We start from the raw sequence: 25,235 nt of genomic DNA on the forward strand, positions 1-25,235 counted from the left end.
GCTGCCGCTCCTGGTGAACGTGGGGGAGGTTCGGTGAGCCGTGCAGTGGTGCGGATTAGGTCTAGACCAAGCCTCAGCGTATTGCCGTTAGTTGAACATGTCCATACCAATCGCACGCCCTCCGGCCGCCCGCCCGGTCACGCGCCCGCTTCCCCCCGCCCCGCGCAGAACGCCACCGTCAGGTCCTTCACGAGCGCCTTGCGTTCGTAGTCGTCCAGCTCCACCAGGCCGCGCATGGTCAGCCGGGTCACCGTGTCCTCGACCGAGTCCACCACCGAGGTCAGCACGGTCGCCCGGTGCTGGGCGTCCAGCGCGGCGATCCGGCGGCGGTTCATCGCGGCGGCGATCTCGGGGGCGTACTCGATCCGCACCGGCTGCACCGAGAACACCTCCAGACCCACCGGTGCCGCGTCCGCCGCCACCAGCCGGGTCAGCGTCTCCCCGGCCGCCGTCACCGACCCGCCCCCGCCCGGCGTCTCCACCGGCACCCGCGCCAGCGCCGCCTCCACGCACTCGCGCAGATAGCCCTCGTGGTCCTCCACCCCGAGCACGGCCCGCGCGGTGTCCCGCACCCGCCACACCACCAGCACCACCACCCGCAGCGCCACCCCGCTGCCGTCCGCCGCGGGCATCGGCTCGCTGCGCCAGTGCCGCAGCCGGACGTCGACCCGGCGGCGCAGCACCAGCGGGTTCAGCCACAGCAGCCCGGTGCGCCGGACGGTCCCCCGGTACCGCCCGAACAGACCCAGCACCCAGGCCCGCCCGCTCTGCCCCCGGGCCAGCCCGCCGAAGCCGAACAGGCCGAGCGCCCCGGCCCCGGCGTACGCCGCCCACTGCGCCGGACCCAGCCCGGCCGCCGCCGAGGCGGGCAGCCCCAGCGCCTCGAGCGCGAGCGGCGGAATCGTGCCCGCCCACCAGGAGGTGACCAGCGCCCCGGCCACCCCCGTCGCACCGGCGAGCACACCCGCCGCCCCCGGCAGCACCCGGGCGGGCCGCTCGCGCAGCTCCGGATCGACCTCCGGCACCGGCCGGGACCGCGCGGGCGCCGGGCGGCGGAAGCGGGGCTGCTCGCCGGTGCCCTGCCGGCGGTGCACCACGGCGGGCCTCAGGGGCACCGGCGCGGGGTCGGGGTCGTCCCGGAAGAGCAGGTGGACGGGGATCTCGGTGGTCGCCTCGTTCTGGATGAGACGGACCGGGCGGGACGAGCCGCCGTCGGTGCCGCCGGGGTCCGGTGTCTGTGTAGGGGTCGTGCTCATGCGTGCCTCCAGCCTCCGCGCCAGATGCGTCACAGATGGGTCGTACGAGTGAGTGGTGTGGTCAGGAGAAGAGCCGGCGCCAGGTTTCCGGCCCCGGGTAGCCGTCCGCCGCGCCGCCGCGCCACCCCTGCGCGCGCTGGAAGGCCTCGACGTTCCGCCGGTCCGCCTCGCCCCAGCGGGGCCCGGGGCCGGTGGTGTAGTGCTTGCCGAACCCCTTCGTCACGAGCTGTCTGCCGAGCAGCGTGACGTACTGGTTCTCCGCGCCCGGCCGGAACATCCCCCGGCCCGGGAACGGCGGGACCAGCGCCGCCGAGGATCCGGACGGGCCCGCCGGATCCGCCGTGACGTCCTTGCCCAGGCCGCCGGCCAGCAGTGCCCAGGTCCCCGGTCCGGGCAGTCCGTCCGCGTCCGGCCCCGTCCAGCCCTGGGCCAGCTGGAACGCCCGGGTCGCCCTGCGGTCGGCGTCGGTCCAGCGCGGGCCGGGACCCGAGGTGTAGAAGTGCCCGGCGCCGCGCTCGACCAGCATGCGGCCGAGCTGGGTGACGTACTTGTTGTTCGCGCCGGGGCCGAAGTAGGCCGCCCCGGGGAAGGGTGTCCCCGCCGGGTCGCCCGCACCCTCCGGCCCGGCGCCCGGGGTGCCCGCCGCCTTCAGCCCCTTGTAGCGGTAGGCCACATAGCGGTCGGAGTGGGTCCAGTAGGCGTAGGGGGTGGCCTGTCTGCGGACGCGCGGGCGGGTCGCCTCGTAGGCGATGTAGGAGGAGCGGGTGTAGTCCGTCCAGCCGCCGAAGATCACCACGTGGGAGCCTCGCTGGGGGTCCGCCGGGTTGTGGAAGAGGAGGATGTCGCCGGGCTGGAGCTCCTTCCTGGTGATCCGCACGCCGTACTGGTGCAGCGTGCCGGTCCACTCGTTGCCCGGCAGGCCCCAGGCCATGGAGACGAAGCCCGAGCAGTCCTGCCGGTACCCGTCCGACCAGTACCGGGTCATGCTGTACGGCACCTTCGCCGCGACCCAGGTCTTGGCCCGGCGGATGATCTCCGCCCGGGTGGTCGTGGGTGGCTTGGCCGGCTTGGCCGGCTTGCCCCCCGGGCCGTGCAGCGGGGCCTTGCTCCCCTGCGGGGTCTCAGGCTCGTCACCTGCGGGAACGCCGGGGCGCTGGGGGGCGTGCGGGGCGGCGAGAGCGGGTGTGACCTGGCCTGCGGCGAGTGCGGCCGCCGTGGCGGCGGTGACGGCCAGGGCACGGTGGGTGAGGGGGTGACCCCCGGGAGGGGACGGGAGGGCGCGGCGTCGGGTGACGCAGCCGGGGCAGTCGCAGTCGCGCGGGGGATCGAGTTCCTCGAAAACCGGAGTCTCCATGCGATTCCCCTCACACTCCTGGCGGGAATGTCCACACTTGTGCACGTTGATCAGTTTCACAACTCTCGCCGGGGCGCGCATGTTGACGGTCCGAATGATGTACAGGCCCCCCCGGCGACCCCCCGACCGCCCGCCCGGCGCCGGACGGCCCCGGCGGGCGGTCGGGAGCACCCCCGGAGGTCATGTAGAGTTAATGACGTCAGCAGGCGCCGCTAGCTCAGTTGGTTAGAGCAGCTGACTCTTAATCAGCGGGTCCGGGGTTCGAGTCCCTGGCGGCGCACAGACAGAGCAAGGCCCCTCGCCTCGAGCGGGGGGCCTTCTCGTTGTCTGGCCGGATACCCTCTGGCCATGGCAGCGCGTGACCTCCAGGAGAGGATCAAGAAGCTCATCGTCGACCGCCGGCTGCCCTCCGGGTCCCCGCTGCCGACCGAGTCCGAGCTGATGGAGTTCCTGGGCGCGAGCCGGAACTCGGTGCGGGAGGCGCTGAAGGCGCTCCAGGCGATGGGGATCGTCGAGATCCGGCACGGTTTCGGGACGTATGTGGGGCCGATGTCGTTCGCACCCATGATCGAAGGCCTGGCCTTCCGCACGGTCGCCGGGCACTACCGGGGCGAGGACACCCTGCTCCAGCTGCTGGAGCTGCGCGAGGCGGTGGAGACCGGACTGGTCTCCCGGCTCGCGGGCCGGCTGCCGGAGGCGGACCTCGTTGAACTCCAGACCCTTGTGGACCGTATGGAACAGGAGGCCGCGCGGGGTGCCGGTCTCGCCGAGACCGACCGGGCGTTCCACGCCACCCTCTACCGGGGGCTGGACAACGTGCTGCTGTGCGAGGTGCTGGAGGCGTTCTGGGACGCCTTCCACCGGGTCAGCAGGGATCTCGTGGAGCTGCCGCAGGACCCCAGGGTCACCTGCCGGCAGCACCGGGAGATCCTGGACGCGGTGCGGTCCGGCGACTCACTGAGGGCGGAGGAGGCCATAAGAGAGCACTTCGGCAATATTCGTGCACGACTGGCCTCAAGCGCACCAGCAGACGCCACCTTTCGCCCCAATGAGCGTGTATAGCGCGTATAGCCGGTAAATACCGTGTATCGCGTCTTGCGATCATGCTGAACGCCGTAGAACCCTGGCTCTCAAGAGGCTGCGGATACGCGCCAATTGGGGGGCACGGAACCGGTTGCCGGATGTAGCGGGGAGAAGGGGGCCCCGGTTCATGAAGCGATGCCGAGGGGGGCATCATGCAACCGGAAGCGCGCAGTTCCATGTCTATAGGGTGTGGACCACGTGGTGACTGCGGCGCACCACCGACACGTCTGTGAAGGTCGAGGGGGACCCGAGCAGGCGAAGGAACCGACAGACACGCGGTGAACCGCGTGTGGGGGGATGACTCATGACGTCGACGCCGACGGGCGCCCGGCAGGACTTCGACCCGTCACAGACCACCCAGCTCAGGGTGCCGGGGCACTCGATGAGCACCACGGGGACCTTTCGCCGGATCAAGAAAACGCTGCCGAGGTACGACTACGAGCACTACAGCCGGCTGGCGGGTCCCCTCACCCAGCCCGATCCGAACAAGCCGTACAAGGTGCAGTACCGCTCCCTGATCTCCCAGGAGCCGCACCGGATACGGGTCGCCCTGATGCTGATGGCGGCGCCGGTGCTGTCGGTGGTCCTGCTGGTCTGGCTGCTCCAGCCGGAGCACTGGACGGAGCGGGACTACCCGGCGTACGACTTCCTGCCGGCCCTCGACGTCGTGATGCTCGTCTCGATCGGTCTGATCGAGTTCTTCCGCTGTATGAACGTGGTGTCCAACGCGCACGCCACGCTGGTCGCCCGCGACCCGATCCCGGTGGTCCCGGAGACCGGTACCAGGGTCGCCTTCCTCACCTCCTTCGTGCCCGGCAAGGAGCCGCTGGAGATGGTGACGAAGACCCTGGAGGCGGCCGTGAAGCTGCGCCACCGGGGACTGTTGCACGTCTGGCTGCTCGACGAGGGCGACGACCCGGAGGTCAAGGAGGTCTGCGCCCGGCTCGGCGTGCACCACTTCTCCCGCAAGGGCGTCGCGAAGTGGAACCAGGCCAAGGGCCCGCACCGCGCCAAGACCAAGCACGGCAACTACAACGCCTGGCTCGACGCGCACGGCGACGACTACGACTTCTTCGCCTCCGTCGACACCGACCACGTGCCGCTGCCCAACTACCTGGAGCGGATGCTCGGCTTCTTCCGCGACCCGGACGTCGGCTTCGTCATCGGCCCGCAGGTGTACGGCAACTACGACAACTTCGTCACCAAGGCCGCCGAGTCGCAGCAGTTCCTGTTCCACGCGCTGATCCAGCGGGCCGGCAACCGGTACGGCGCGCCCATGTTCGTGGGCACCTCCAACGCCGTGCGCATCAGGGCCATCAAGCAGATCGGCGGTCTGTACGACTCGATCACCGAGGACATGGCGACCGGTTTCGAGATGCACCGCGCCAAGAACCCGGCGACGGGCCGCAAGTGGCGCTCGGTGTACACCCCGGACGTGCTCGCCGTCGGTGAGGGTCCCAGCGCCTGGACGGACTTCTTCACCCAGCAGATGCGCTGGTCGCGCGGGACGTACGAGACGATCCTCAAGCAGTACTGGAAGGGCTGGTACTCGCTGCCGCCGAGCAAGCTCTTCAACTACACGATGATGATCATCTTCTACCCGATGTCCGCCCTCAACTGGATCCTGGCGGCGCTGAGCTGTGCGCTGTTCCTGGGCCTGGGCGCCTCGGGTGTGAACATCGACCCGACCGTGTGGCTGATGCTCTACGGCAACGCCTCCGCGCTCCAGATCGGCCTGTACATCTGGAACCGCCGCCACAACGTCTCGCCGCACGAGCCGGAGGGCTCCGGCGGTGTGGCCGGCATGGTGATGTCCGCGCTGTCCGCGCCGCTCTACGCCAAGGCGCTGATCGACGCCGTGCTGCGTCGCAAGAGCAAGTTCGTGGTCACGCCCAAGGGTGACTCGGCGAGCCCGGACCGCTGGTTCGGCACCTTCCGGTACCACTGGTACTTCATCCTGATCTTCGCCGCGTCGATCGCCGCCGGTCTCGTCCTCGGCAACTCCCACCCCGCCATGATCATCTGGGCCACCTTCGCCCTGCTGATCACCGCGACCCCGATCTTCGCGTGGCGGCACGGCCTGCGGCAGGAGAAGAAGCGGCCCGCCGCACCGGCCGAGCCGCAGCAGGCCCAGCCGTCGCAGCCTCAGCCTCAGGACGCGGTCCCGGCCGCGGCGACCTCGCTGCCCACCCAGTACGCTCCGCACGCCCCGCAGCAACGGCCCAGCTGGGCCGCCTCGCAGGGGGCTCCGCACGGGGGAACGGGCGGAGGAGCAGGCGGGGGCAACGACCAGACCATGCAGATCGCCCTTGGTGGACTTGGGGGACGTAAGGAATGAACGACCGTGCCGGCCGCCGCCGCGCCCGTCGACTCGCGATAGGCACGGCGGTGGTAGTCGCGCTGGCCGGGATGAACGGGCCGTGGCTCTACCGCTTCGGGACCGAGAAGTACCACCAGTACCAAATCAACCGACCCGAGTACAAAGCGGAGAACGGTCACTGGAAGATCGTCGAGTTCCCCGAGGAATACCGGCTGAACACCATCCACGCAGCGCTGCTGCGCACCGGCAAGGTGCTGCTCGTCGCGGGGTCCGGAAACAACCAGGACAACTTCGACGCGAAGAAGTACGACACCCGGATCTGGGACCCGGTCAGGAACACCATCAAGAAGGTGCCGACGCCGAACGACCTGTTCTGCACGGGACATACGCAGCTCGCCAACGGCAATCTGCTCATCGCGGGCGGCACCAAGCGGTACGAGAAGCTCAAGGGTGACGTCACCAAGGCCGGCGGCCTGATGATCGTCCACAACGAGAACCCGGACAAGCCGATCACGCTGCCCGCCGGCACCAAGTTCACCGGCAAGGAGAACGGCAAGACGTTCGTCTCCCAGGACCCGGTGCTGGTGCCGCGCGCGAAGAAGGTCTTCGACCCGCAGACCGGGAAGTTCCTGCGCAACGACCCCGGGCTCGGGCGTATTTACGTCGAGGCCCAGAAGAGCGGCGCCAAGTACGAGACGGGGACGCAGGACAACTACCGCGTCCAGGGCCTGACCGGCGCCGACGCGCGCAACACCTACGGCATCGCGCAGAAGCTCGCCCTGGACAAGAAGGACTTCCAGGGGATCCGGGACGCCTACGAGTTCGACGTCGTCGCCGAGAAGTACATCAAGGTCGACCCGATGAAGGAGGCCCGCTGGTATCCGACGCTCACCACGCTGAGCGACGGGAAGATCCTCAGCGTCTCCGGGCTCGACGACATCGGGCAGCTGGTGCCGGGCAAGAACGAGATCTACGACCCGAAGACCAAGAAGTGGGCCTACACGGACAAGGTCCGGCAGTTCCCGACGTATCCGGCGCTGTTCCTGATGCAGAACGGGAAGGTCTTCTACTCCGGGTCCAATGCGGGGTACGGGCCCGATGACGTCGGGCGTGATCCCGGAATCTGGGATGTGGAGAGCAACAAGTTCACCAGGATTCCCGGGCTGAGCGACGCGGACCAGCTGGAGACGTCCGGGACGGTGCTGCTGCCGCCGGCGCAGGACGAGAAGTACATGGTGATCGGCGGGGGCGGTGTCGGTGAGTCCAAGCTGTCCAGCGAGAAGACCCGGATCGTCGATCTGAAGGCCGATCAGCCTCGGTTCGTGGACGGGCCGTCACTGGACAAGGGGACGCGGTATCCGCAGGCGTCGATCCTGCCGGACGACAGTGTGCTGGTGTCCGGTGGCTCGGAGGACTATCGCGGGCGCGGCGACTCCAACATTCTGGAGGCGCGGCTGTATCAGCCGGAGAGCAATTCGTTCGAGCGGGTCGCCGATCCGCTGGTGGGGCGGAACTATCACTCCGGGTCGATTCTGCTGCCGGACGGGTCGGTGATGTTCTTCGGTTCCGACTCGTTGTTCGCGGACAAGGCGAACACGAAGCCGGGGAAGTTCGAGCAGCGGATCGAGATCTACCGGCCGCCGTATCTGTTCCGTGGGTCTCGGCCTTCGTTGTCCGGGGGACCGCAGACGATCGAGCGCGGGGAGTCGGGGACGTTCACCTCGCAGCACGCTTCGTCGATCAGGAAGGTGCGGTTGATTCGGCCCAGTGCGTCGACGCATGTGACGGATGTGGATCAGCGGTCCATCGCGCTGGATTTCAAGACGGCTGGGGACAAGGTGACGGTCACTGTGCCGGAGAATCGGAATCTGGTGCAGGCGGGGTGGTACATGCTGTTTGTGGATGACGATCAGGGGACGCCCTCCGAGGCGCAATGGGTTCGGGTTCCATAGCGCCTCTGGCGTCTGCGGGTTGTGGGGGCTGGTCGCGCCCACGCGGCGGAGCCGCAAATGGACACAGCCCCGCGCCCCTTAGGTATCTGATCCTTGCGCGAGTTTTAGGGCATAGGTCGGCCACCACTCCCCCGCCTTCGGACCGCCCTTGCATTCGCCGTCCGACTCTCCTGGGCGCTTGACCCACAGGTAGGCGTCCACGAGAGGGTCGGCGGTTTTCGTTGTGGGGGTTTCGCCCAGGGCGCGGCCCGGCGGGTTGCACCAGCGTTCGTCGGGCTTGCCCTCGGTGTAGGGGCCGTTGCCGTTGCGGCTGGTGTCGATGACGAAGGGCTTGTTGCCGACCTTCGCGGACAGTTCCTTGCCGTAGGCGATGGAGTCCTGGGTCGTGTAGAAGTTGGAGACGTTGACCGAGAAGCCGTCGGCCTGGTCGATGCCCGCCCGCTGGAGGGGCTGGAAGATCTGGTCGGGGTGGCCCCAGCCGGCGTTGCCCGCGTCCAGGTAGACCTTGGTGTTCTTCAGGGACTTGAGCTGGGTGATGGCGCCCTTGAGGAGGTCGTAGCGCTCCTCGTGGTACTCCGGCGCCGTGCAGTTGTCGACCATGTGCAGCACGGCGTCCGGTTCGAGGATCACCGTCGCGGGGCGGTCCCCGATGCCCTTGGCGACGCTGTCGACGAACGCCCGGTAGGCGTTGCCGTCGGCGGCGCCGCCGCCGGAGAACTGGCCGCAGTCGCGGTGCGGGATGTTGTAGAGGACGAGCAGCGCCGTGCGGTCGGCCTTCGCCGCGGCCTCGGTGAAGCCGCGCGCCTGCTCCTCGGGGCTGTCGGGGCTGATCCACTCGCCCGTCGGCTGCTGCGCTATCTTGCGGATCTGCTCGGCCTCGGCCTTCTTGCCGGCCTTCTCGTAGTCGGCGACCTGCTGGGCCGCGTTGCCGTCCGGGTTGACCCAGAACGGGGCGATGTTCTTGGGCTGTTGGGTGATACCGCCCGCCGCCCCCTGGTCGGGCTCCTTCTTGTCGTCGGACGAGCATCCCGCGATCAGCAGTGCCGCCCCCAGCACCGCCGCGGTCGCCCGCACTCCGGCCGCCCCCCTGCTGCCGTACATCCAACTCCCCCTTGGGTGCAGCGCTGTTCCCGGGCTCAATCCTGACATAAGTCGGCGATGCGGGTCAGAGGACCGTGCCGGTGAGGTATGCGGAAACGATCACGTTGGCGGTGTAGTTGCGGCTCTCCCGGTCGAAGCTGCCGCCGCAGGTGATGAGCCGGAGTTCCGCGCGGCCCTGCTTGCGCGGCCCGTACGCCTGCTGGGCGTCGAAGCCGTCGCGGGTGACGACCTGGATGTCGTCGACGGTGAACTCGGCGACCTTGCCGTCGTCTCGGATCACCCGGACGGTCTGCCCGGCGCGCAGCGCGCTGAGCTTGTAGAAGACGGCCGGCCGGGTCTCGGTGTCGACGTGGCCGACCAGCAGGGCGGTGCCGGCCGCGCCCGGGGCGACCCCGGCGGCGTACCAGCCGACGACGCCCGGCTGGTCGTACGGCGGCGGGTCGACCGCGCCCTGGGCGTCGAGGCCGCGCGCCACGACCGGTGCCTGGATGCCGAGCCCGGGGATGTCGAGGCGCTGGGGCAGCGCCTTGCCGAGCGGGCTGCGGGCGGGCGGCAGCCGGACGTCGGGGGGACGCCCGACCGCCGCCATGTCACCGGTCTTCGGCCCGGATATCCCGTGCCGTACGTCGGTCACCTCACGGCCCCACAGCCACAGCCCGAGCAGCAGCACCGCCCAGGCCACGCCGGTGAGCAGCCGCCCGGTGCCCGAGGACTGTTCGCCCGAGGACGGTTCCGGGTCGGACATGGGTCAGTCCGTCCTGCGGCTCCGGCGGGCGCGGCCGGTCACGACGACCACGGCTGCGCCGGCCGCGAGGAGGAGCCCGGTGACCGCGTGGGCGGCGTTGGGGCCGGTGCCGCTGGTGTCCACGGCCGCCAGGTGCGCGGTGCCGCCGCCGCCCGCGCGGACCGGGGCGGTCGGCGAGGCCAGGGCGGTCGGCAGGATCGGCAGTGCCGGCGGGACCTGTGCGGTTGGCGGGACCTGTGCATCAGGCGGAACCTGTGCGTCCGGCAGGACTTGCGCGTCCGGCGGGACCTGTGCCTCCGCGTCGGGCGCGACCTGTGCGTCCGGCGGGACCTGTGCCTCCGCGTCAGGCGGGACCGATGCGGCCGCGTCAGGCGCGACCTCTGCATCAGGTGGGACCGACGCGGCCGACGAGGCCGGTGCGGCCGTGGCGGCCGGGCCGGCGGGGCCACGTGCGCCGACCATGAGAGCGGCCTTCAGAGACCTCTCGCCACAGACGATCCTGATGTCGTACGGGCCCGGGCGGGCCGTGGAGCGAAGCTGTGTCTCCCCGCCCAGTGGGGCGCCCTTGGCGCCGGTCAGCTGAGCGTCGGAGACGAACGCGTCCGAGGCGGCGGTGCCGGTCTTGCCGGTGCACCCGGTCACCCGCAGCGCGATCGCGCTGCCGGGGGCCGGGGACGACGGGCTGACCTGCACACCGCCGCCGTCCGTCGCGTGGGCCGCCGCCGGGGTGAGTGTGGCGGCAGCGGCCAGGACTCCGGTACTGAGAGTGAGTCGCAGTGAACCCATCGTGAACCTCCAGACATCTGGAGACTCCCCCGCGCGGTCCGGTCCCGCATCCTCAGTGGGGCCCGGACTGCTCCGAATGGGTGTCGTTTGCCCTACGGCTGGTTTAGCCGGGGTGGCGGTGAAGCCCTAGATGCGGTCCACCAGGTCCGCGATCGAGTCCACGACCTTCGACGGCCGGTACGGGAAGTCCTCGACCTGCTCGGGCCGGGTCAGGCCGGTGAGCACCAGGAACGTCTGCATCCCGGCCTCCATGCCGGCCAGCACGTCGGTGTCCATCCGGTCGCCGATCATCGCGCTGGTCTCGGAGTGGGCACCGATCGCGTTCAGGCCGGTGCGCATCATCAGCGGGTTCGGCTTGCCCGCGAAGTACGGCTTGCGGCCGGTCGCCTTGGTGATCAGCGCGGCGACCGCGCCGGTGGCGGGCAGCGGGCCCTCGGTGGAGGGGCCGGTCTCGTCCGGGTTGGTGCAGATGAACCGGGCGCCGGCGTTGATCAGCCGGACCGCCTTGGTCATGGCCTCGAAGGAGTAGGTGCGGGTCTCGCCGAGGACGACGTAGTCCGGGTCGTGGTCGGTGAGGATGTAGCCGATGTCGTGCAGCGCGGTGGTCAGGCCCGCCTCGCCGATGACGTACGCGGAGCCGCCCGGGCGCTGGTCGTCGAGGAACTTGGCGGTGGCCAGGGCCGAGGTCCAGATGTTCTCGATCGGCACCTCCAGGCCCATGCGGTTCAGCCGGGCGTGCAGATCGCGCGGGGTGTAGATCGAGTTGTTGGTGAGGACGAGGAACGGCCTGCCGGACTCGCGCAGCTTCTTGAGGAACGAGTCGGCGCCGGGGATCGGCACGCCCTCGTGGATGAGTACCCCGTCCATGTCGGTGAGCCACGACTCGATGGGCCTGCGGTCTGCCATGTGCTTGCGTCTCCTGGCGTACGTGCGGGATGAGCTGGGGGGCGCCGGAACCACGGCGTACCGACGCCCCCAGCCTAGTCAGCACCGGCCGGATCCGACCCCGTCGATCAGCTGCCGGTCGCGGACTTCCAGGCGTCGACGTACGAGGTCAGGTTCCGGTCGATGTCGTTCCAGTCCGGCTCGAAGATCTCCACGCCGTCCATGAGCTTCGCGAGGGCGATCGCGTTGGCGTCGGTGGCCTTGACGTCCTGGCGGGCCGCGAAGCCGCCGCCGATCTCGCTGACCTGCGCTTGCGCCTTCTGGCTCAGCAGGTAGTCGAGGAGCTTCCTGCCGTTCTCGGTGTGCGGGGCGTCGGTGACCAGGCCGGCGGCATAGGGCAGGGCGAAGGTGGTGGGCTTGCCGCCCTCGCGCGCCGGGAACCAGATGCCGAGGTTCGGCATGGTCTTGGACTGGGCGAAGTTCATCTGGACGTCGCCGTTGGCGACCAGCAGTTCGCCCTTGTCGACCTTGGGGGCGAGCTTGCCGGTGGAGGCGGACGGGCCGACGTTGTTGGCCTGGAGCTTCTTCAGATAGTCCATGGCGGGCTGCTCGCCGCCGAAGTCGTGCATGGCCTTGATGAGGACGGCGGTGCCGTCTCCGGCGACGCCCGGGGTGGAGTACTGGAGCTTGTTCTCGTACGTCCCGTCCAGCAGCTCCTCCCAGGTGGTGGGGGGCTGCTTCAGCTCCTTCTTGTTGTAGACGAACCCGAAGTAGTTGTTGACGACGGACGTCCAGGTGCCGTTGACCGCCTTGTCGGCGCCGCTCACCTGGTCGGCGCCCTTCGGCGCGTACTTCTGGAGCAGGCCCTTGCCGTCGGCCTGCTGGATGAACGGCGGCAGGGTGACGAGGACGTCGGCCTGCGGGTTGCGCTGCTCGCGGAGGGCGCGCTGCACCATCTCGCCGGAGCCGCCCTCGACGTACTCGACCTTGATGCCGGTCTCCTTCTCGAAGTCCTCGAAGACCTGGTCGTACCAGCCGTCGCCGTGCTCGCCCCTGAGGCCGTCGGCGCTGTAGACGGTGACGACGTTCTCGTCGGAGGCGGCGGAGCTGCCGCCGCAGGCGGTCAGGGCGGGGGCGGGGCCGACCCGCTCGTCGTCCGCGAGCAGCACCCGCTCCAGATGCCAGACGGGCTCGCCCCGCGTCAGCCCCGTCTCGGCGGCGAGCGCGTCGGGGCAGGGAAAGCGGTCCAGGCCGACGAGCGTACGGCCCGGGGTGCGGCCCTGGCGCCGTACGCCCTCGGTGTAGCTGGCGAGCGAGAGCGGCTGCTCCAGCTTGGGCCCGGCGACCACCGTGCCGCGCCCCTGCCGGCGCAGCCTGCCCTCCAGCACCAGCTCGCGGATCGCCTGCCGCACGGTCTCCCGGGCGACCTCGTAGCGCTCGGCGAGATCGCGGTCGGTGGGCAGCGGGGCGCCCTCCTGGAGCTGTTCGAGGAGACGGTCGAGCTGCGCCTTGACCGCGTAGTACTTCGGGATGCGGCCGTGCTCGGGGATGCCGTAGCGGACGGCGGCGCCGGGAGCCTGGTCGTTCGGGTAGTCCACGCAGGGATCGTCGCAGATGGGGGTGCGGCGCCTCAGGGGCGCCTGCGGGTGCGCAGCAGGACGGCCCCGGCGAGGAGCAGCAGGGCGGTGGCGGCGAGGGCGCCGCGGGCGAGCGGGGGGAGGCCGGTGGCGGCGAGTTCGTCGGGGCGTCCGGGGAAGGGGACGGTGTCCCGTTGGCCGGGGGAGGCGGAGATGCCGGGTTCCGCGGTGGGCGAGGCGGTGGCGTCGGTGCCCGTGTCCGTGCCGGTGTCGGTTTCGGTCTCCGTACCGGTGTCCGTGTCGTCGTCGGGTGCGGTGGGGCGGTCCCGGTCGGTGTCGATGGTGAAGCGGTACTCGTTCGACTGCCCGACCCAGTCGCCGTCGTCGTCCCGGCGCTGTACGACGGCCGCGGTGGCGGTGACCTGGTTCCGCACGGCGTCGGAGGTGAGCGAGAGGCGCACCTTCACGGTGACCGTCTCGCCCGGGCCGACCGTGAAGCCCGGGAAGCCGTCGTCGAAGGCGCCGACGAGTTCGTCCCGGTCGGTGGCCTCGAAGCGGACGGGGTGCGGCTGCAGGCGGGAGCCGTCGTAGAACTCCAGGCGGGGCTGCGAGGGCTTCAGGGCGCGCTTGTCGTCGACCAGGACGACCACCGGGTGGATGCCGGCGCAGGGGCGGTCGGTGGTGTTGGTGAGGTCGAGATACCAGGTGCCGAAGCCGCCGCCGGCCGCGTAGGTGGCGGGGCCGCCGTGCAGGCGGGTGGCGAGGGGGAAGGTGTTCGCGTCGGGAGAGGCGCAGGTGGGGACGGGGGACGGGGCCGCGTCCGCCGGGGTCGGGGCGGCGAGAAGGACGGCGGCTGCTGCGAGGCAGAGAGGGGCGGTGGTGCGGCGGGGCCGGCACGGTCTCGGAAACAGTCGCATAAACACATGACCATGCCGGGTGGGGCCGGATGGGGTGGGGCGACGCTCCGGGCAGGGCGGGAAGTCCGCTCGATCAGCGCAGGGAAACCGCCGATCGGCGAGACGCACCGGACGAGCTGCCGGTCGGCGCCCGCCGGGACGCGGCCGCCCGTTCAGGCCTCCGCCCGCCCGAACAGCGGAGCCAGCAGCAACTGGGCCGCCCCCTCCGCGACCCCCCGCTCACCGCCGGGGGCGACCCGTACGGGAACCGTGGCCGCGCCCTCACGCCGGGCGCGGTCGGCGAGGACGCCGGCGACCCCGCGTACGAAGGCCTCCGGCGCGCCGGCCACCGTACGACCGCCGAGCAGCACGAGGTCGATGTCCAGCAGCCCGACCAGGTTCGCGGCACCGGCGCCCAGCACGCGCGCGGCCTCGTCCAGGTCGCCGCCCGCGACGGCGGCCAGGCACAGGGCCTCGATACAGCCGCGCCCGCCGCAGGTGCAGGGCGGGCCGTCGAGCTGGACGACCTGGTGCCCGAACTCGCCCGCGCCGGTCCGCGCCCCCCGGTGCACGGCCCCGCCGAGCACCAGCCCGGCGCCCAGCCCCGTACCGAGGTGGAGGTACGCGAAGGACCCCACGTCCCGGCCGACCTCCTCCCCCACCGCGAGCCCGAGCGCCGCCGCGTTGGTGTCCTTGTCGACGACGACCGGCAGGCCGAGCCGCCGCGCCAGCGCGTCCCGCAGCGGGAAGCCGTCCCACTCGGGGAACCCGGTGACCCGGTGCAGCACGCCGCGGGCGTGGTCGAGGGGGCCGGGCAGGGCGACGCCGACGCCGAGCACGGTCTCCGTGACACCCGCGTCCGCGACCGCCCCCGTCACCTCGCGGGCCACGCCCGCCAGGACGGCCTCCGCGCCCGCTCCCAGGTCCAGCGGCGCCCGCCGCTCCCCCACCACGGCCCCGGTGAGATCCACCAGTACCGCCCGCAGCTCGTCCCGGTCCAGGTGAACCCCCACCGCGTACCCGGCGTCCCGCACCAGCCGCAGCACGGTCCGCGGCTTGCCCCCGGTCGACGCGCGGCGCCCCGCCTCGGCGGCGAGGCCCTCGCCCCGCAGCCGGGCGGTGATCTTGCTGACGGCCTGCGGGGTGAGCCCGGTGCGCTCGGCCAGCTCCAGCCGGCTGATGCCCTCCTCGCCGGCGGTGCGCAGCAGATCCAGCACCAGGGCGGTGTTGTGGCTGCGCAGCGCCAGCAGATTGGCGCCCTCCGCCGATGCCGCCGCGTTCGTCCTGTTCACGCCACCATTCTGCCCACCGCTTGCACTTTGGCAACAGCGTTGCGAAAGTGGACGCATGACGACTGGCACCTCAGGCACCCCCCTCCGCGTCGGCCTCATCGGCTACGGCCTCGCGGGATCCGTCTTCCACGCCCCGCTGATCGCGACCACCGAGGGCCTCGCCCTCGACACGGTGGTCACCTCGAACCCGGAGCGGCAGGACCATGCCCGCGCCGAACACCCGGGCGTGCGGATCGCCGCCGCGCCGGACGAGCTGTTCGACCGGGCCGGCGAGCTGGACCTGATCGTCATCGCGTCACCGAACAAGACGCACGTCCCGCTCGCGACCACCGCCCTCAAGGCCGGTCTGCCGGTCGTCGTCGACAAGCCGGTGGCCGGAACGGCCGCCGAGGCGCGGGAGCTGGCGGCCCTGGCCGCCGACCGCGGACTGCTCCTCTCGGTCTTCCAGAACCGCCGCTGGGACAACGACTTCCTCACCCTGCGCAAGCTGCTGGCCGAGGGCGAGCTGGGCGACGTATGGCGCTTCGAGTCGCGCTTCGAGCGGTGGCGGCCGCAGCCGAAGGGCGGCTGGCGGGAGTCCGGCGACCCCGCGGAGATCGGCGGTCTGCTGTACGACCTCGGCAGCCACGTCGTCGACCAGGCCCTGGTTCTCTTCGGCCCCGCGACGCAGGTCTACGCCGAGGCGGACGTCCGCCGCCCCGGCGCGCAGACCGACGACGACACCTTCATCGCGCTGACGCACGCGAGCGGCGTCCGCTCCCACCTGTACGTCTCGGCCACGACCGCCCAGCTCGGCCCGCGCTTCCGGGTGCTGGGCTCGCAGGCGGGCTACGTCAAGTACGGCCTGGACCCGCAGGAGGCGGCCCTGCGCGATGGCCGGCGCCCCGGGCCCGGCTGGGGCGCGGAACCCGAGTCCCTGTGGGGCCGGCTCGGCTCCGGGGAGTCCCCGCTGACAGGCGGCGGCGGGCCGGTGCCCACCCTGCGGGGCGACTACCCCGCCTACTACGCGGCGGTGGCGCGCGCCCTGCTGGAGGATGGCCCCAACCCGGTGACCGCGCTGGAGGCGGCCGCCGCCCTCGACGTACTGGAAGCGGCCCGCCGTTCGGCCCGAGACGGAGTGACGGTGACCCTGTGACGCACCCGCAGAAGCACACCATGACCCCCAAGCTCACCCCTGAGCTGACCCCGAGCATCGAGGAGCTGGAGGCCCAGGAACGCCGCCTGGTCTTCCGCCAGTTCACGCACGACGACGCCTGGGAGCTGGGCTCCCTCCTGGTCCGGCTGGCCCAGGAGCGCCAGGCCCCCGTCGCCATCGACATCCACCGCGCGGGCCAGCAGCTCTTCCACGCCGCACTGGCCGGCTCGACCCCCGACAACGACGCCTGGATCACCCGCAAGCGCCGGGTGGTGGAGCGCTACGGCTCGGCCTCGTATCTGGTCGGCGCCCGCTTCCGCGCCAAGGGCACGACGTTCGAGGAGTCCTCCCGCCTCGACCCGGACGAGTACGCCGCGCACGGCGGCTCCTTCCCGATCAACGTCGAGGGCGTGGGCGTGATCGGCGCGGTCACCGTCTCCGGACTGCCGCAGCTCCAGGACCACCGGTTCGTGGTGGAGGCGCTGGAGGAGTTCCTCAAGATCTGAGGCAACTTCACGCTCGGTTCGCTCACCGGGAATTACTCGGCCGACCCCTCCGGTTGCCACAGCTGTAACCGCTGTAACCGCTGTAACCGCCGTGGCACGCCGGAGGGATCACACGCATGAGCACGACGCCGTTGAAGGAGCAGATCGGCCGGTACGGCATCTGGAACGTCGGCCTGCGCTCGGAGGACCCGGCGAGCGCCGCCGAACGGGCGGAGGCGGCGGCCGAGTTGGAGGAACTCGGCTATGGCACGGTCTGGCTGGGCGGCAACAGCGCCGCCCAGCACGCCGCCCCGCTGCTGGAGGCCACCTCGACGCTCACCGTCGGCACCAGCATCCAGAGCATCTGGCAGTACGAGGCCCCCGAGAGCGCGGCCTCCTTCGCCGAGCTGGAGGCGGCCCACCCCGGCCGCTTCGTCCTGGGCCTGGGCGTCAGCCACGCCAAGTTCGCGGAGCAGTACCGGCGGCCGTACTCGGCACTCGTCGGCTATCTGGACGCCCTGGACGAGGCGGGCGTACCGGCGGAGCGCCGCGTCCTCGCCGCGCTCGGCCCGAAGACCCTGGAGCTGTCCCGCGACCGGGCGGCCGGCGCGATCCCGTACCTGGTGACGCCGGAACACACGGCCGAGGCGCGGGAGACCCTGGGCGAGGAGCCGCTGCTGGCCCCGGAACTGGCGGTCGTCCTGGAGACCGACCCCACCCGGGCCCGCGCGCTGGCCCGCGCATTCCTGGACCTGTACCTCTCCCTCCCCAACTACACCAACAACTTCCTCCGCTACGGCTTCACGGAGGCCGACCTGGCGAACGGCGGCAGCGACCGCCTGGTGGACGCGCTCTTCGCCTGGGGCGGCGAGAAGGAGATCCGCACCCGCGTCGACGCGTTCATCGAGGCGGGTGCGGACCATGTGGCGCTGCAGGTGGTGGACGGCGGCGACCGGGAGTCCCTGCCGAGGGAGGAGTGGAGGAGGCTGGCGTCTCTACTCGCGTAAGGGGAGTCACCTAGGGGCGCGGGGCCCTGCTCGGTATGCGGCTCCGCCGCGTGGGCGCGAGAAACCACAACGAACCCGCAGCCGCCACCGAACCGCGACTTCCCCTCCCCCTAGGCGCTCCTCAACTCCTGCCGCTGCCGCCCAAGCCCCTCGACCTCCAGCTCCACCACATCACCGGGCCGGAGATAGGGCTTGGGCTCAGGCTGCCCGAAGGCCACCCCCGCAGGCGTCCCGGTATTGATCACATCCCCGGGGTAGAGCGTCATGAAGTGCGACAGATACCGCACAACCTCCCCCACGGAGAAGATCTGCTCCGCCGTGGTCCCGTCCTGCTTCAGCTCCCCGTTCACCCACAGCTTCAGCCCCAGCTTCTGCGGATCCGCCACTTCATCGGCGGTCACCAGCCACGGCCCGAGCGGATTGAACGTCTCGCAGTTCTTCCCCTTGTCCCAGGTCCCGCCGCGGTCCATCTGGTACTCCCGCTCGGACACGTCGTGCGACACCGTGTACCCCGCGACATGCGCGAGGGCGTCCTCCGCGGAGTCCAGATAGCGGGCCGTACGCCCGATGACGACGGCCAGCTCGACCTCCCAGTCGGTCTTCACCGACCCGCGCGGCACGAGCACGGTGTCGTTCGGCCCGACCACGGTGTCCGGGGCTTTGAGGAAGACGACCGGCTCGGCCGGCGGCTGAGCACCCGTCTCCCGGGCGTGGTCGTGGTAGTTCAGCCCGATGCACACGACCTTGCCGATCCTCCCGACCGGCGCCCCGATCCGCACCCCGGCCGCGTCCAGCACGGGCAGTTCCCCGCCCTCGGCGGCGGCCCGCACCCGGGCCATCGCAGCGTCGTCCGCGAGCAGCGCTCCGTCGATGTCCGGCACGACACCCGACAGGTCCCGCAGGGTGCCCTCGGCGTCGAGCAGCGCGGGCCGCTCGGCCCCGGCCGTACCGACTCGCAGCAGCTTCATGATCACAATCTCCCTCGATCGCGGCAGCCCTCCGAGGCGAGGGCCTGGGTGCGGCAGGCCACAGCCATCGGAGGGCTGGTCGATCCTCCAAGGTGAGGGTCCAGTCCGCAATACCCCGTTCACGTACTGGACCCGCGCACTCCGGGGCGTCAGCGATACAGCACGGCCCGCTCGACGGCACTCCACGTCGTGCTGGTGACCACGTACAGCGCGGCGGCCAGCGGCACGACGGCCACGGTGACCAGGGTGAAGAAGGACATGAACGGCATGACCTTGGTGACGGCCCCCATCCCGGGCACCGCCTGCCCGGCGTCCCCCGCGGGCACGACCGGGTTGGCGGCCATCATGATCTTCGTACGCCGGTAGTTGAACGCGGCGACGGCCGCGACGAGGACGAACAGCCCGAGGTACACGAGCCCCGCCTCGCCGAGGAGACCGCCACCGCCAGTCAGGGCGTCCGTCCAGCGATCGCCGAGCGGTGCACCGAGCAGCTGGTGCCCGAGCAGCTCATTGCTGCCGTCGCCGATCGTCGGGCTGGAGAACAGGTGGTAGAGGAGAAAGAACGCGGGCAACTGGAGCAGGCCGGGCAGGCAGCCGGCCAGCGGCGACACCTTCTCCTTCTGGTGCAGCTCCAGCACGGCCCGCTGCAACCGCTCGGGGTCGTTCCGGTACTTCTTCCGCAACTTGGCGACCTGCGGCTGGAGCCGGGTGCGCGCCTTCTGCCCGCGCGCGGCGGCCCGGGACAGCGGATGCACCAGCAGCCGTACGAACGCGGTGAACAGGACGATCGCGGCGGCGGCCGCGGAGCCGTGGAACAGCGGGGCGAGCAGATCGGCGAGCTGCTCGACGATGTTGGCGAAAACGGACATGGGTGGGTGAGCCCTCCGGGGGTCTCGTCGTGCCGTGACAGGGACTGGCGGCATGACGACCCGTGCGCAGGGTCAGGCAGCTGGTGCGGTGCTGCTGCGGTGCTGCCCTACGCGAAGGCCGCCGGGAGGGCACGCCCGGGCGCTCGGGGACGCGTACGCCCCCGGGCGTCGGGATCGCGTTGTGGCAGGAAGGCCGTACGGCGGTCTCGGTCCCGGATCGCCGTCCGTACCCGCGTGGGCGGCACGGCGGGCGCACAGCGCGCGGCGATCAGCGAGCAGACGGCGAGCGCGGACCCGGCCGCGGCGGTCGCGGCCAGCGCGACGGTCGCGGAGAGGCTGCCGGCGTCGAGCAGGACGACCTCGAGGAAGAGGACGAGCAGCAGGGCGGCGGGGCGCAGGTTGGCCCAGGCCTGGAACATCGGCGGCTCCTCCTCTCTCAACTCGTCTCACTCATACACATGTACGTAGGAACGGTTATACCTCAGCTATGTCTCAGTGCTGTGTCAGCGCGGTCGTACGGCGGTGAGGACGCCCCAGACGATCAGACGGTACCGGGAGGTGTACTCCGGGGTGCAGGTCGTGAGCGTGACGTAGAAACCGGGCGCGCGATAGCCGCGGTCCGGGTGGACCAGGCTCCTGGGGACGGGGCGGATGACGCCGACGTCGCGGGCGGAGGTCCGCGGGAGGGTGCGGTCGACGGCGTAGGTGTAGACGGCGGTGCCGGTCTCCACCCGGATGGTGTCTCCCTTGCCGAGCCGGTCGAGACGACGGAAGGGCTCGCCATGGGTGTTGCGGTGCCCGGCGAGCGCGAAGTTGCCGGGACGGCCGGGCGGAGCGGTGCCGGGGTAGTGGCCGACGTAGCCCTTGTCCAGGACGGCGGACCGGCTGATGCCTTCGGCGACGGGGACGCGGAGGTGGAGGCGGGGGATGGTGAGGATGGCGTACGGGGCGGCGGCGGTGCGCGGCTGTGGGGGCGGATGCCGTGTCGGGGGCTCGGGAGTGGGGGACGAGGGCTCGGTCGTATCGGACGAACTGCTCCCCACCTCCGCCTCCGCCTGCTGCCACTGCTGCTTCCACGCCTCTTCCAGGACCTGCACCTCGCGCCGGGCATCGGCCCTGGCCTGCCGGTTGGTCCACCACAGCTGGTGGACGACGAGGAGCAGAAGGACGAGACCGAGGGTGACGAGCCCTTCACCCCCGGAGCGCAGAAGGCGCCGGCGCAGGGCGCGACGGCGGCGGGTGCGGTGCTGGACGACGGGCACGGGCACGGGCGCGCGCATGGCCGCACGATAAGGGCGGGCGGCGAAGCCATGAAGGGCCGTGACCGAGCCCGAGGCTTCCTCTGTGGGTTTGAGAAAGCCCTGTCGAAACCCTCGACAGCCCGCCCGCGACCCCCGATGCTTCACGAGGCGACGCCTGAGCTGAACATGCCACACCGATTCGACAGCGACCGGGCGACGGGCGAGAGACGAAAGACGGAAGACGGAAGACGAGAGTCGAAAGACGAGGCAGGAGGACCATGATCCGACGCAGAACACTGCTCGCGGCCACGGGCGGCGCGTTCCTCGGAAGCACCCTGGCGACGGGCACGGCGCACGCGGACGCAACGATCGCCGTGAACCCCTCCACGACGTACGGCACGTGGGAGGGCTGGGGCACGTCCCTGGCCTGGTGGGCCAACGTCTTCGGCGCCCGGGACGACTTCGCCGACCTCTTCTTCACCACCAAGTCGGTGTCGTACGGCGGCCGCACCCTCCCCGGCCTGGGCCTGAACATCGCCCGCTACAACCTGGGCGCGTGCAGCTGGAACACGGTGAACGGCGAGTCGATGGTCGAGTCTCCGAACATCCCGGCGTTCAAGCAGATCGAGGGTTTCTGGCAGGACTGGACGAACGAGGACCCGGCGTCCTCGGCCTGGGACTGGACGGCGGACGCGAACCAGCGGGCGATGCTGGTGAAGGCGACCCAGCGCGGTGCGATCTCGGAACTCTTCGCGAACTCCCCGATGTGGTGGATGTGCTACAACCACAACCCGTCGGGCGCCGCGGACGGCGGCAACAACCTCCAGACCTGGAACTACCGCCAGCACGCGTCCCACCTGGCGGCGGTGGCCGCGCACGCGAAGACGAACTGGGGTGTGAACTTCGCGACGGTGGACCCCTTCAACGAGCCGGCGTCGAGCTGGTGGACGGCGACGGGCACGCAGGAGGGCTGCCACATGGACCCGTCGGTCCAGGCGGCGGTGCTGCCGTACATGCGCAGTGAGCTGGACAAACGCGGCCTGACAGGGATCCGCATAGCGGCGTCGGACGAAACGAACTACGACGTGGCCCGCTCCACCTGGTCCGCCTTCGGCTCCTCGACGAAGGCCCTGGTCTCACAGGTGAACGTGCACGGCTACCAGGGCGCGGGCGGCCGCCGCGACCTCCTCTACACGGACGTGGTGTCGACGTCCGGCAAGAAACTGTGGAACTCGGAGACGGGCGACAGCGACGGCACGGGCCTGAGCATGGCGCGGAATCTCTGCTACGACTTCCGCTGGCTGCACCCCACGGCGTGGTGCTACTGGCAGGTGATGGACCCGACGACGGGCTGGGCGATGATCGCGTACGACCCGGCAACACTCCAGCCGACCACGGTCCAGCAGAAGTACTACGTGATGGCCCAGTTCAGCCGCCACATCCGCCCGGGCATGACGATCCTCGACACGGGCGTGAGCTACGCGGTGGCGGCCCTGGACCGGACGGCGCGCCGCCTGGTGATAGTGGCGGTGAACACATCGACGACGGCCCAAACCCTGACGTTCGACCTCTCCCGCTTCACGACGGTGACGGGCGGGACGGGCGGTCTGGTCCCCCGCTGGAACACGGTGACGGGTGGCGGTGACCAGTACCGGGCGTACTCGGACACCCGCCTGACCGGCAAGACCGTGAGCGTGCCGTTCGCGGCGGGGGCGGTGCAGACGCTGCAAGTGGACGGAGTGGCGATCTAGGACGTAGGCCGCTCGACATCCGGATATCTCACCCTTGTCAGCCCCGGGCAGTACGGTGTCCCTCATGCGCCCCGACACGCCCGCCGAAAACGTCGACCACCACGCCGAAGCGGCCCGCCTGGAGCGAACCGCCGGCCTGTATCCCGAGGACGCCGAGGCCCTGCTCCTCCGTGCCGCGGCCCACCGGGAACTGGCCGGCGACCGCCCCGCGGCCACGGCCCTCTACGACCGCCTCCTCTCTCAGACGTCCGCCCTGGACAACCCTCACCTGGTCCGCGCCCTGAAGGCCTCGAACCTCTGGGAGTACGGCCACGAGGCGGAGGCCCGCGCGATCATCGACGGAATCAGGGTGGCCACCCCGCGGGACCCGGCCCCCTGGGTGATCATCGCGGAGGCGCTGGAGTCACACGACGAGCTGGAGGCAGCGCAGGCCACCTTGACCGAGGCGGCAACCCTCCTCCTGCCTCCGGACACGGACCCCTCCGCCTCGGTGCGCCCCCTCCTCGTCACCCGCCACCGCATCCGCCGCATGCAGGGCCTCCCCCACGACGACTGGGACACCCTCGCGGACACCCTCCACTCCCTCCCGGTCTCCCTGGACGAACTCCACGACCCGAAGCGGGTGTGGTCCCTGGGCTCGGAAAACCCGGCGGAACTGAAGGCGGAGATCTCCCGCCTCCAGGCGGAACTGGGCGCATACCGCGAGGCCCTCTCCCGCCCGTTCCCGGTGGCGATCCTCCACTGGCCGGCGGAGGAGCTGTCGGAACTCCTGACGGACTACCCGACCCTGTCCACGGAGTACCCGTCCTACGAGGAGCACCTGGCGACCATAGAGTCCGCACTCCGCGAACTGGCCGCCTCCGGCACGACCAACCTCGGCATCGTGACGGGGACTGTCCCGTCGTACGAGGCCTTCGCGGCATCGGAGGGCTCGTCGCCGTCCGACGCGACGCTGCTGCCGCAGTACGCGACGACGCTGGCGGCACGGGGGCGGGCGGTGGCTTGGCCGCCGCAGAGGGGGGCGGGGTGTTGGTGTGGGGCGGGGCAGGTTTATGGGGAGTGTCACGGAAGCGCTTAGAGAAGTCGACTGCCGCAGCCATTCTCAAGGCCAAATAGGGGGGTCTGACAATGCCAGACGGTTTTACTGCAAGCACCACCGGCTACCTAGCCGCCCTGCAATCACTACGCGTAGATAAGTCATCGGGGGAGCCAGCCCGCCATCAGCCAATTGTTCTGCTTTGGGCTATGGGGAGGGCATACCAACGAAAAGCTCGACTTACGCCTTGGCGCAACTCCGAGCGAACATTGCGGAAACTTCTAGAGCGTCACGGGCGACCAAATTCAACGCCGGACCCCCAGTACCCTTTTACTGCGCTCCACCGGTCACCGCTCTGGACGCTGGAAGGCGTTATAGGAGACGTCCCTCAAGCCCGCGGATCATCACTCAGAAAGTGGCTAGACGAACAGAACCCTAATGGCGGCCTCGAGTCGACACTCTATGCGCTCATAGCGAATGACGAAGCATTCCGCGATCGGGCCACCTGCACTCTGATGCAGGCGTACTTCCCGCACGAGGATTGGCAAGAAATCCTCATAGACGTAGGCCTCCAGGAAGAGCCATTTGACGGTTTCGGCCACCCTCCCTACGTACCGGTAGGAACCATATTCCAAGACCGTGAGGCATTGGCAGCCGCGAACGTGCACCGACCCAGGCAGGCCGGAATTTGGGGAAAGCAGCGCGAAGAAGCAAAGTCAATTGTGGTCTCTGGCGGCTATCCAGACGACGAAGATCACGGCGAGATGATCATATACACCGGCCAGGGAGGTCAGACCGAAGGGCGTCACACTCACGATCAAGAACTGAGTCGCGGAAACGCGGCACTGGTTAACAGTATGGCTTCCGGGCGGCCGATCCGTGTCATACGTGGGGCAGGCAAGCACTCCAATTACGCTCCGCCCACAGGATTGCGCTATGACGGACTTTACCAAGTAGAAGATCACTGGTCACAAAAAGGGGTCTCCGATTTTCTGGTGTGGCGCTTCCGCCTGAGAGCCCTCGACGCGATCAGGGAAGTTGCATTGCCAACCCCGTCCACCGAAGGCTCCAGTCAACCGGTTCCGCCGCCTGCCGGAAACCCTAGACCCAGCCGCCGCGCTTCTGAAGTGCAACGAGTCATTAGAAGCACTGCGATCGCCAACTGGGTAAAACAGATCCATCAGCATACATGCCAGGTCTGCGGCCTCCGCATTACGACCCCGACGGGCGCATACGCTGAAGCCGCCCATATTCGCCCGCTTGGCAGCCCTCACAATGGGCCAGACGACCCCAGCAACATCCTCTGCCTCTGCCCGAATCACCACGTAGCATTCGACTTTGGCATGCTAGCCATAGAATCCGACCTAACGGTATTCGACCGCGCGACAGGCCACCGTTCTCCGCTACGGATTGTAAGCGAGCATGAAATCTCAGCAAAACACCTTGCCTATCACCGGGAGCATCACGCATTGCCCCTAAATGACTCGAAATAGAGA

Annotated in this window: 22 protein-coding genes, 1 tRNA gene and 1 pseudogene; 10 read left to right on the forward strand and 14 right to left on the reverse strand. The window is 70.2% G+C overall.

The features are described from left to right. Positions 1-137: 137 nt before the first annotated feature. Both ACZ42A_RS16760 and ACZ42A_RS16765 read right to left on the reverse strand, forming a co-directional pair. The gene (locus tag ACZ42A_RS16760; protein ID WP_468527940.1) at positions 138-1,256 is read right to left on the reverse strand and encodes an SPFH domain-containing protein; all 1,119 of its coding nucleotides are present in this window, start codon (positions 1,254-1,256) and stop codon (positions 138-140) included. Positions 1,257-1,317: 61 nt separating this feature from the next. Continuing rightward, positions 1,318-2,610, reverse strand: coding sequence for a peptidoglycan-binding protein (locus ACZ42A_RS16765; RefSeq protein ID WP_468527941.1), 1,293 nt, complete (start codon positions 2,608-2,610; stop codon positions 1,318-1,320). Between the two features lie 206 nt (positions 2,611-2,816). Between ACZ42A_RS16765 and ACZ42A_RS16770 the strand changes: the two genes are divergently transcribed. The 4 genes from ACZ42A_RS16770 to glxA all read left to right on the forward strand — a co-directional run bounded on the left by ACZ42A_RS16770 (position 2,817) and on the right by glxA (position 7,965). Then, a tRNA-Lys gene (locus ACZ42A_RS16770) sits at positions 2,817-2,890 on the forward strand. Positions 2,891-2,958: 68 nt separating this feature from the next. Beyond that, entirely contained in the window at positions 2,959-3,672 is a 714-nt protein-coding gene (locus ACZ42A_RS16775; protein WP_468527942.1) for a FadR/GntR family transcriptional regulator, read from the forward strand. A 325-nt stretch (positions 3,673-3,997) separates the two neighbouring features. Continuing rightward, entirely contained in the window at positions 3,998-6,031 is a 2,034-nt protein-coding gene (locus ACZ42A_RS16780; RefSeq protein WP_468527943.1) for a glycosyltransferase family 2 protein, read from the forward strand. Further along, on the forward strand, positions 6,028-7,965 hold the full coding sequence (glxA, locus tag ACZ42A_RS16785; RefSeq protein ID WP_468527944.1) for a radical copper oxidase GlxA: 1,938 nt from the start codon (positions 6,028-6,030) through the stop codon (positions 7,963-7,965). The genes ACZ42A_RS16780 and glxA overlap by 4 nt, the downstream gene beginning before the upstream one ends. 78 nt (positions 7,966-8,043) lie before the next feature. On the opposite strand, the gene ACZ42A_RS16790 is transcribed toward glxA, so the two are convergent. The 8 genes and pseudogenes from ACZ42A_RS16790 to ACZ42A_RS16825 all read right to left on the reverse strand — a co-directional run bounded on the left by ACZ42A_RS16790 (position 8,044) and on the right by ACZ42A_RS16825 (position 15,304). Beyond that, entirely contained in the window at positions 8,044-9,066 is a 1,023-nt protein-coding gene (locus tag ACZ42A_RS16790) for a glycoside hydrolase family 6 protein (protein WP_468527945.1), read from the reverse strand. Positions 9,067-9,130: 64 nt separating this feature from the next. Then, entirely contained in the window at positions 9,131-9,811 is a 681-nt protein-coding gene (locus tag ACZ42A_RS16795; RefSeq protein WP_468527946.1) for a class F sortase, read from the reverse strand. Between the two features lie 3 nt (positions 9,812-9,814). Beyond that, the gene (locus ACZ42A_RS16800) at positions 9,815-10,597 is read right to left on the reverse strand and encodes a hypothetical protein (protein ID WP_468527947.1); all 783 of its coding nucleotides are present in this window, start codon (positions 10,595-10,597) and stop codon (positions 9,815-9,817) included. Between the two features lie 126 nt (positions 10,598-10,723). After that, positions 10,724-11,503, reverse strand: a complete 780-nt coding sequence (locus ACZ42A_RS16805) for an HAD-IIA family hydrolase (RefSeq protein WP_468527948.1) — start codon at positions 11,501-11,503, stop codon at positions 10,724-10,726. 107 nt (positions 11,504-11,610) lie between these two features. Next, positions 11,611-12,831 carry a 2-aminoethylphosphonate ABC transporter substrate-binding protein gene (locus ACZ42A_RS16810; protein ID WP_468528100.1) on the reverse strand — a complete coding sequence of 407 codons (1,221 nt, stop codon included), beginning with the start codon at positions 12,829-12,831 and terminating at the stop codon, positions 11,611-11,613. Between the two features lie 6 nt (positions 12,832-12,837). After that, positions 12,838-13,080 (reverse strand): annotated as a pseudogene (locus ACZ42A_RS16815) (GntR family transcriptional regulator); the annotation flags it as partial. A 32-nt stretch (positions 13,081-13,112) separates the two neighbouring features. After that, positions 13,113-13,976, reverse strand: a complete 864-nt coding sequence (locus ACZ42A_RS16820; RefSeq protein ID WP_468527949.1) for a hypothetical protein — start codon at positions 13,974-13,976, stop codon at positions 13,113-13,115. Between the two features lie 152 nt (positions 13,977-14,128). Then, positions 14,129-15,304 carry an ROK family transcriptional regulator gene (locus ACZ42A_RS16825; protein WP_468527950.1) on the reverse strand — a complete coding sequence of 392 codons (1,176 nt, stop codon included), beginning with the start codon at positions 15,302-15,304 and terminating at the stop codon, positions 14,129-14,131. On the opposite strand from ACZ42A_RS16825, the gene ACZ42A_RS16830 reads away from it, so the two are divergent. The 3 genes from ACZ42A_RS16830 (at position 15,303) to ACZ42A_RS16840 (ending at position 17,874) form a co-directional block, all read left to right on the forward strand. Continuing rightward, positions 15,303-16,382: a Gfo/Idh/MocA family protein gene (locus tag ACZ42A_RS16830; protein WP_468527951.1), complete on the forward strand. Its 1,080-nt coding sequence runs from the start codon at positions 15,303-15,305 to the stop codon at positions 16,380-16,382. The two genes, ACZ42A_RS16825 and ACZ42A_RS16830, sit on opposite strands and share 2 nt — an antisense overlap. A gap of 20 nt (positions 16,383-16,402) precedes the next feature. After that, positions 16,403-16,888: a heme-degrading domain-containing protein gene (locus ACZ42A_RS16835; protein ID WP_468528101.1), complete on the forward strand. Its 486-nt coding sequence runs from the start codon at positions 16,403-16,405 to the stop codon at positions 16,886-16,888. Between the two features lie 116 nt (positions 16,889-17,004). After that, entirely contained in the window at positions 17,005-17,874 is an 870-nt protein-coding gene (locus ACZ42A_RS16840) for an LLM class F420-dependent oxidoreductase (protein ID WP_468527952.1), read from the forward strand. 110 nt (positions 17,875-17,984) lie between these two features. Here ACZ42A_RS16840 and ACZ42A_RS16845 read toward each other — a convergent pair whose 3' ends face one another. From ACZ42A_RS16845 to ACZ42A_RS16860, 4 genes are all read right to left on the reverse strand, one after another. Then, a complete protein-coding gene (locus ACZ42A_RS16845; RefSeq protein WP_468527953.1) occupies positions 17,985-18,842 on the reverse strand; it encodes a fumarylacetoacetate hydrolase family protein in 858 nt (285 codons plus the stop codon). A 149-nt stretch (positions 18,843-18,991) separates the two neighbouring features. After that, positions 18,992-19,711, reverse strand: a complete 720-nt coding sequence (locus ACZ42A_RS16850; RefSeq protein WP_468527954.1) for a YidC/Oxa1 family membrane protein insertase — start codon at positions 19,709-19,711, stop codon at positions 18,992-18,994. Positions 19,712-19,818: 107 nt separating this feature from the next. Next, the gene (locus ACZ42A_RS16855) at positions 19,819-20,130 is read right to left on the reverse strand and encodes a DUF6412 domain-containing protein (RefSeq protein WP_468527955.1); all 312 of its coding nucleotides are present in this window, start codon (positions 20,128-20,130) and stop codon (positions 19,819-19,821) included. Positions 20,131-20,214: 84 nt separating this feature from the next. Beyond that, positions 20,215-20,991, reverse strand: a complete 777-nt coding sequence (locus ACZ42A_RS16860) for a class E sortase (RefSeq protein ID WP_468527956.1) — start codon at positions 20,989-20,991, stop codon at positions 20,215-20,217. A 239-nt stretch (positions 20,992-21,230) separates the two neighbouring features. Here ACZ42A_RS16860 and ACZ42A_RS16865 point away from each other — a divergent pair, with 239 nt between their 5' ends. The 3 genes from ACZ42A_RS16865 (at position 21,231) to ACZ42A_RS16875 (ending at position 25,232) form a co-directional block, all read left to right on the forward strand. Continuing rightward, entirely contained in the window at positions 21,231-22,703 is a 1,473-nt protein-coding gene (locus ACZ42A_RS16865) for a glycoside hydrolase (RefSeq protein ID WP_468527957.1), read from the forward strand. Between the two features lie 64 nt (positions 22,704-22,767). Next, the gene (locus ACZ42A_RS16870) at positions 22,768-23,781 is read left to right on the forward strand and encodes a hypothetical protein (RefSeq protein WP_468527958.1); all 1,014 of its coding nucleotides are present in this window, start codon (positions 22,768-22,770) and stop codon (positions 23,779-23,781) included. A gap of 50 nt (positions 23,782-23,831) precedes the next feature. After that, positions 23,832-25,232 carry a YDG/SRA domain-containing protein gene (locus tag ACZ42A_RS16875; RefSeq protein WP_468527959.1) on the forward strand — a complete coding sequence of 467 codons (1,401 nt, stop codon included), beginning with the start codon at positions 23,832-23,834 and terminating at the stop codon, positions 25,230-25,232. Positions 25,233-25,235: the final 3 nt, after the last annotated feature.

The sequence above is a fragment of the Streptomyces sp. NPDC030838 genome (genome assembly GCF_055572035.1).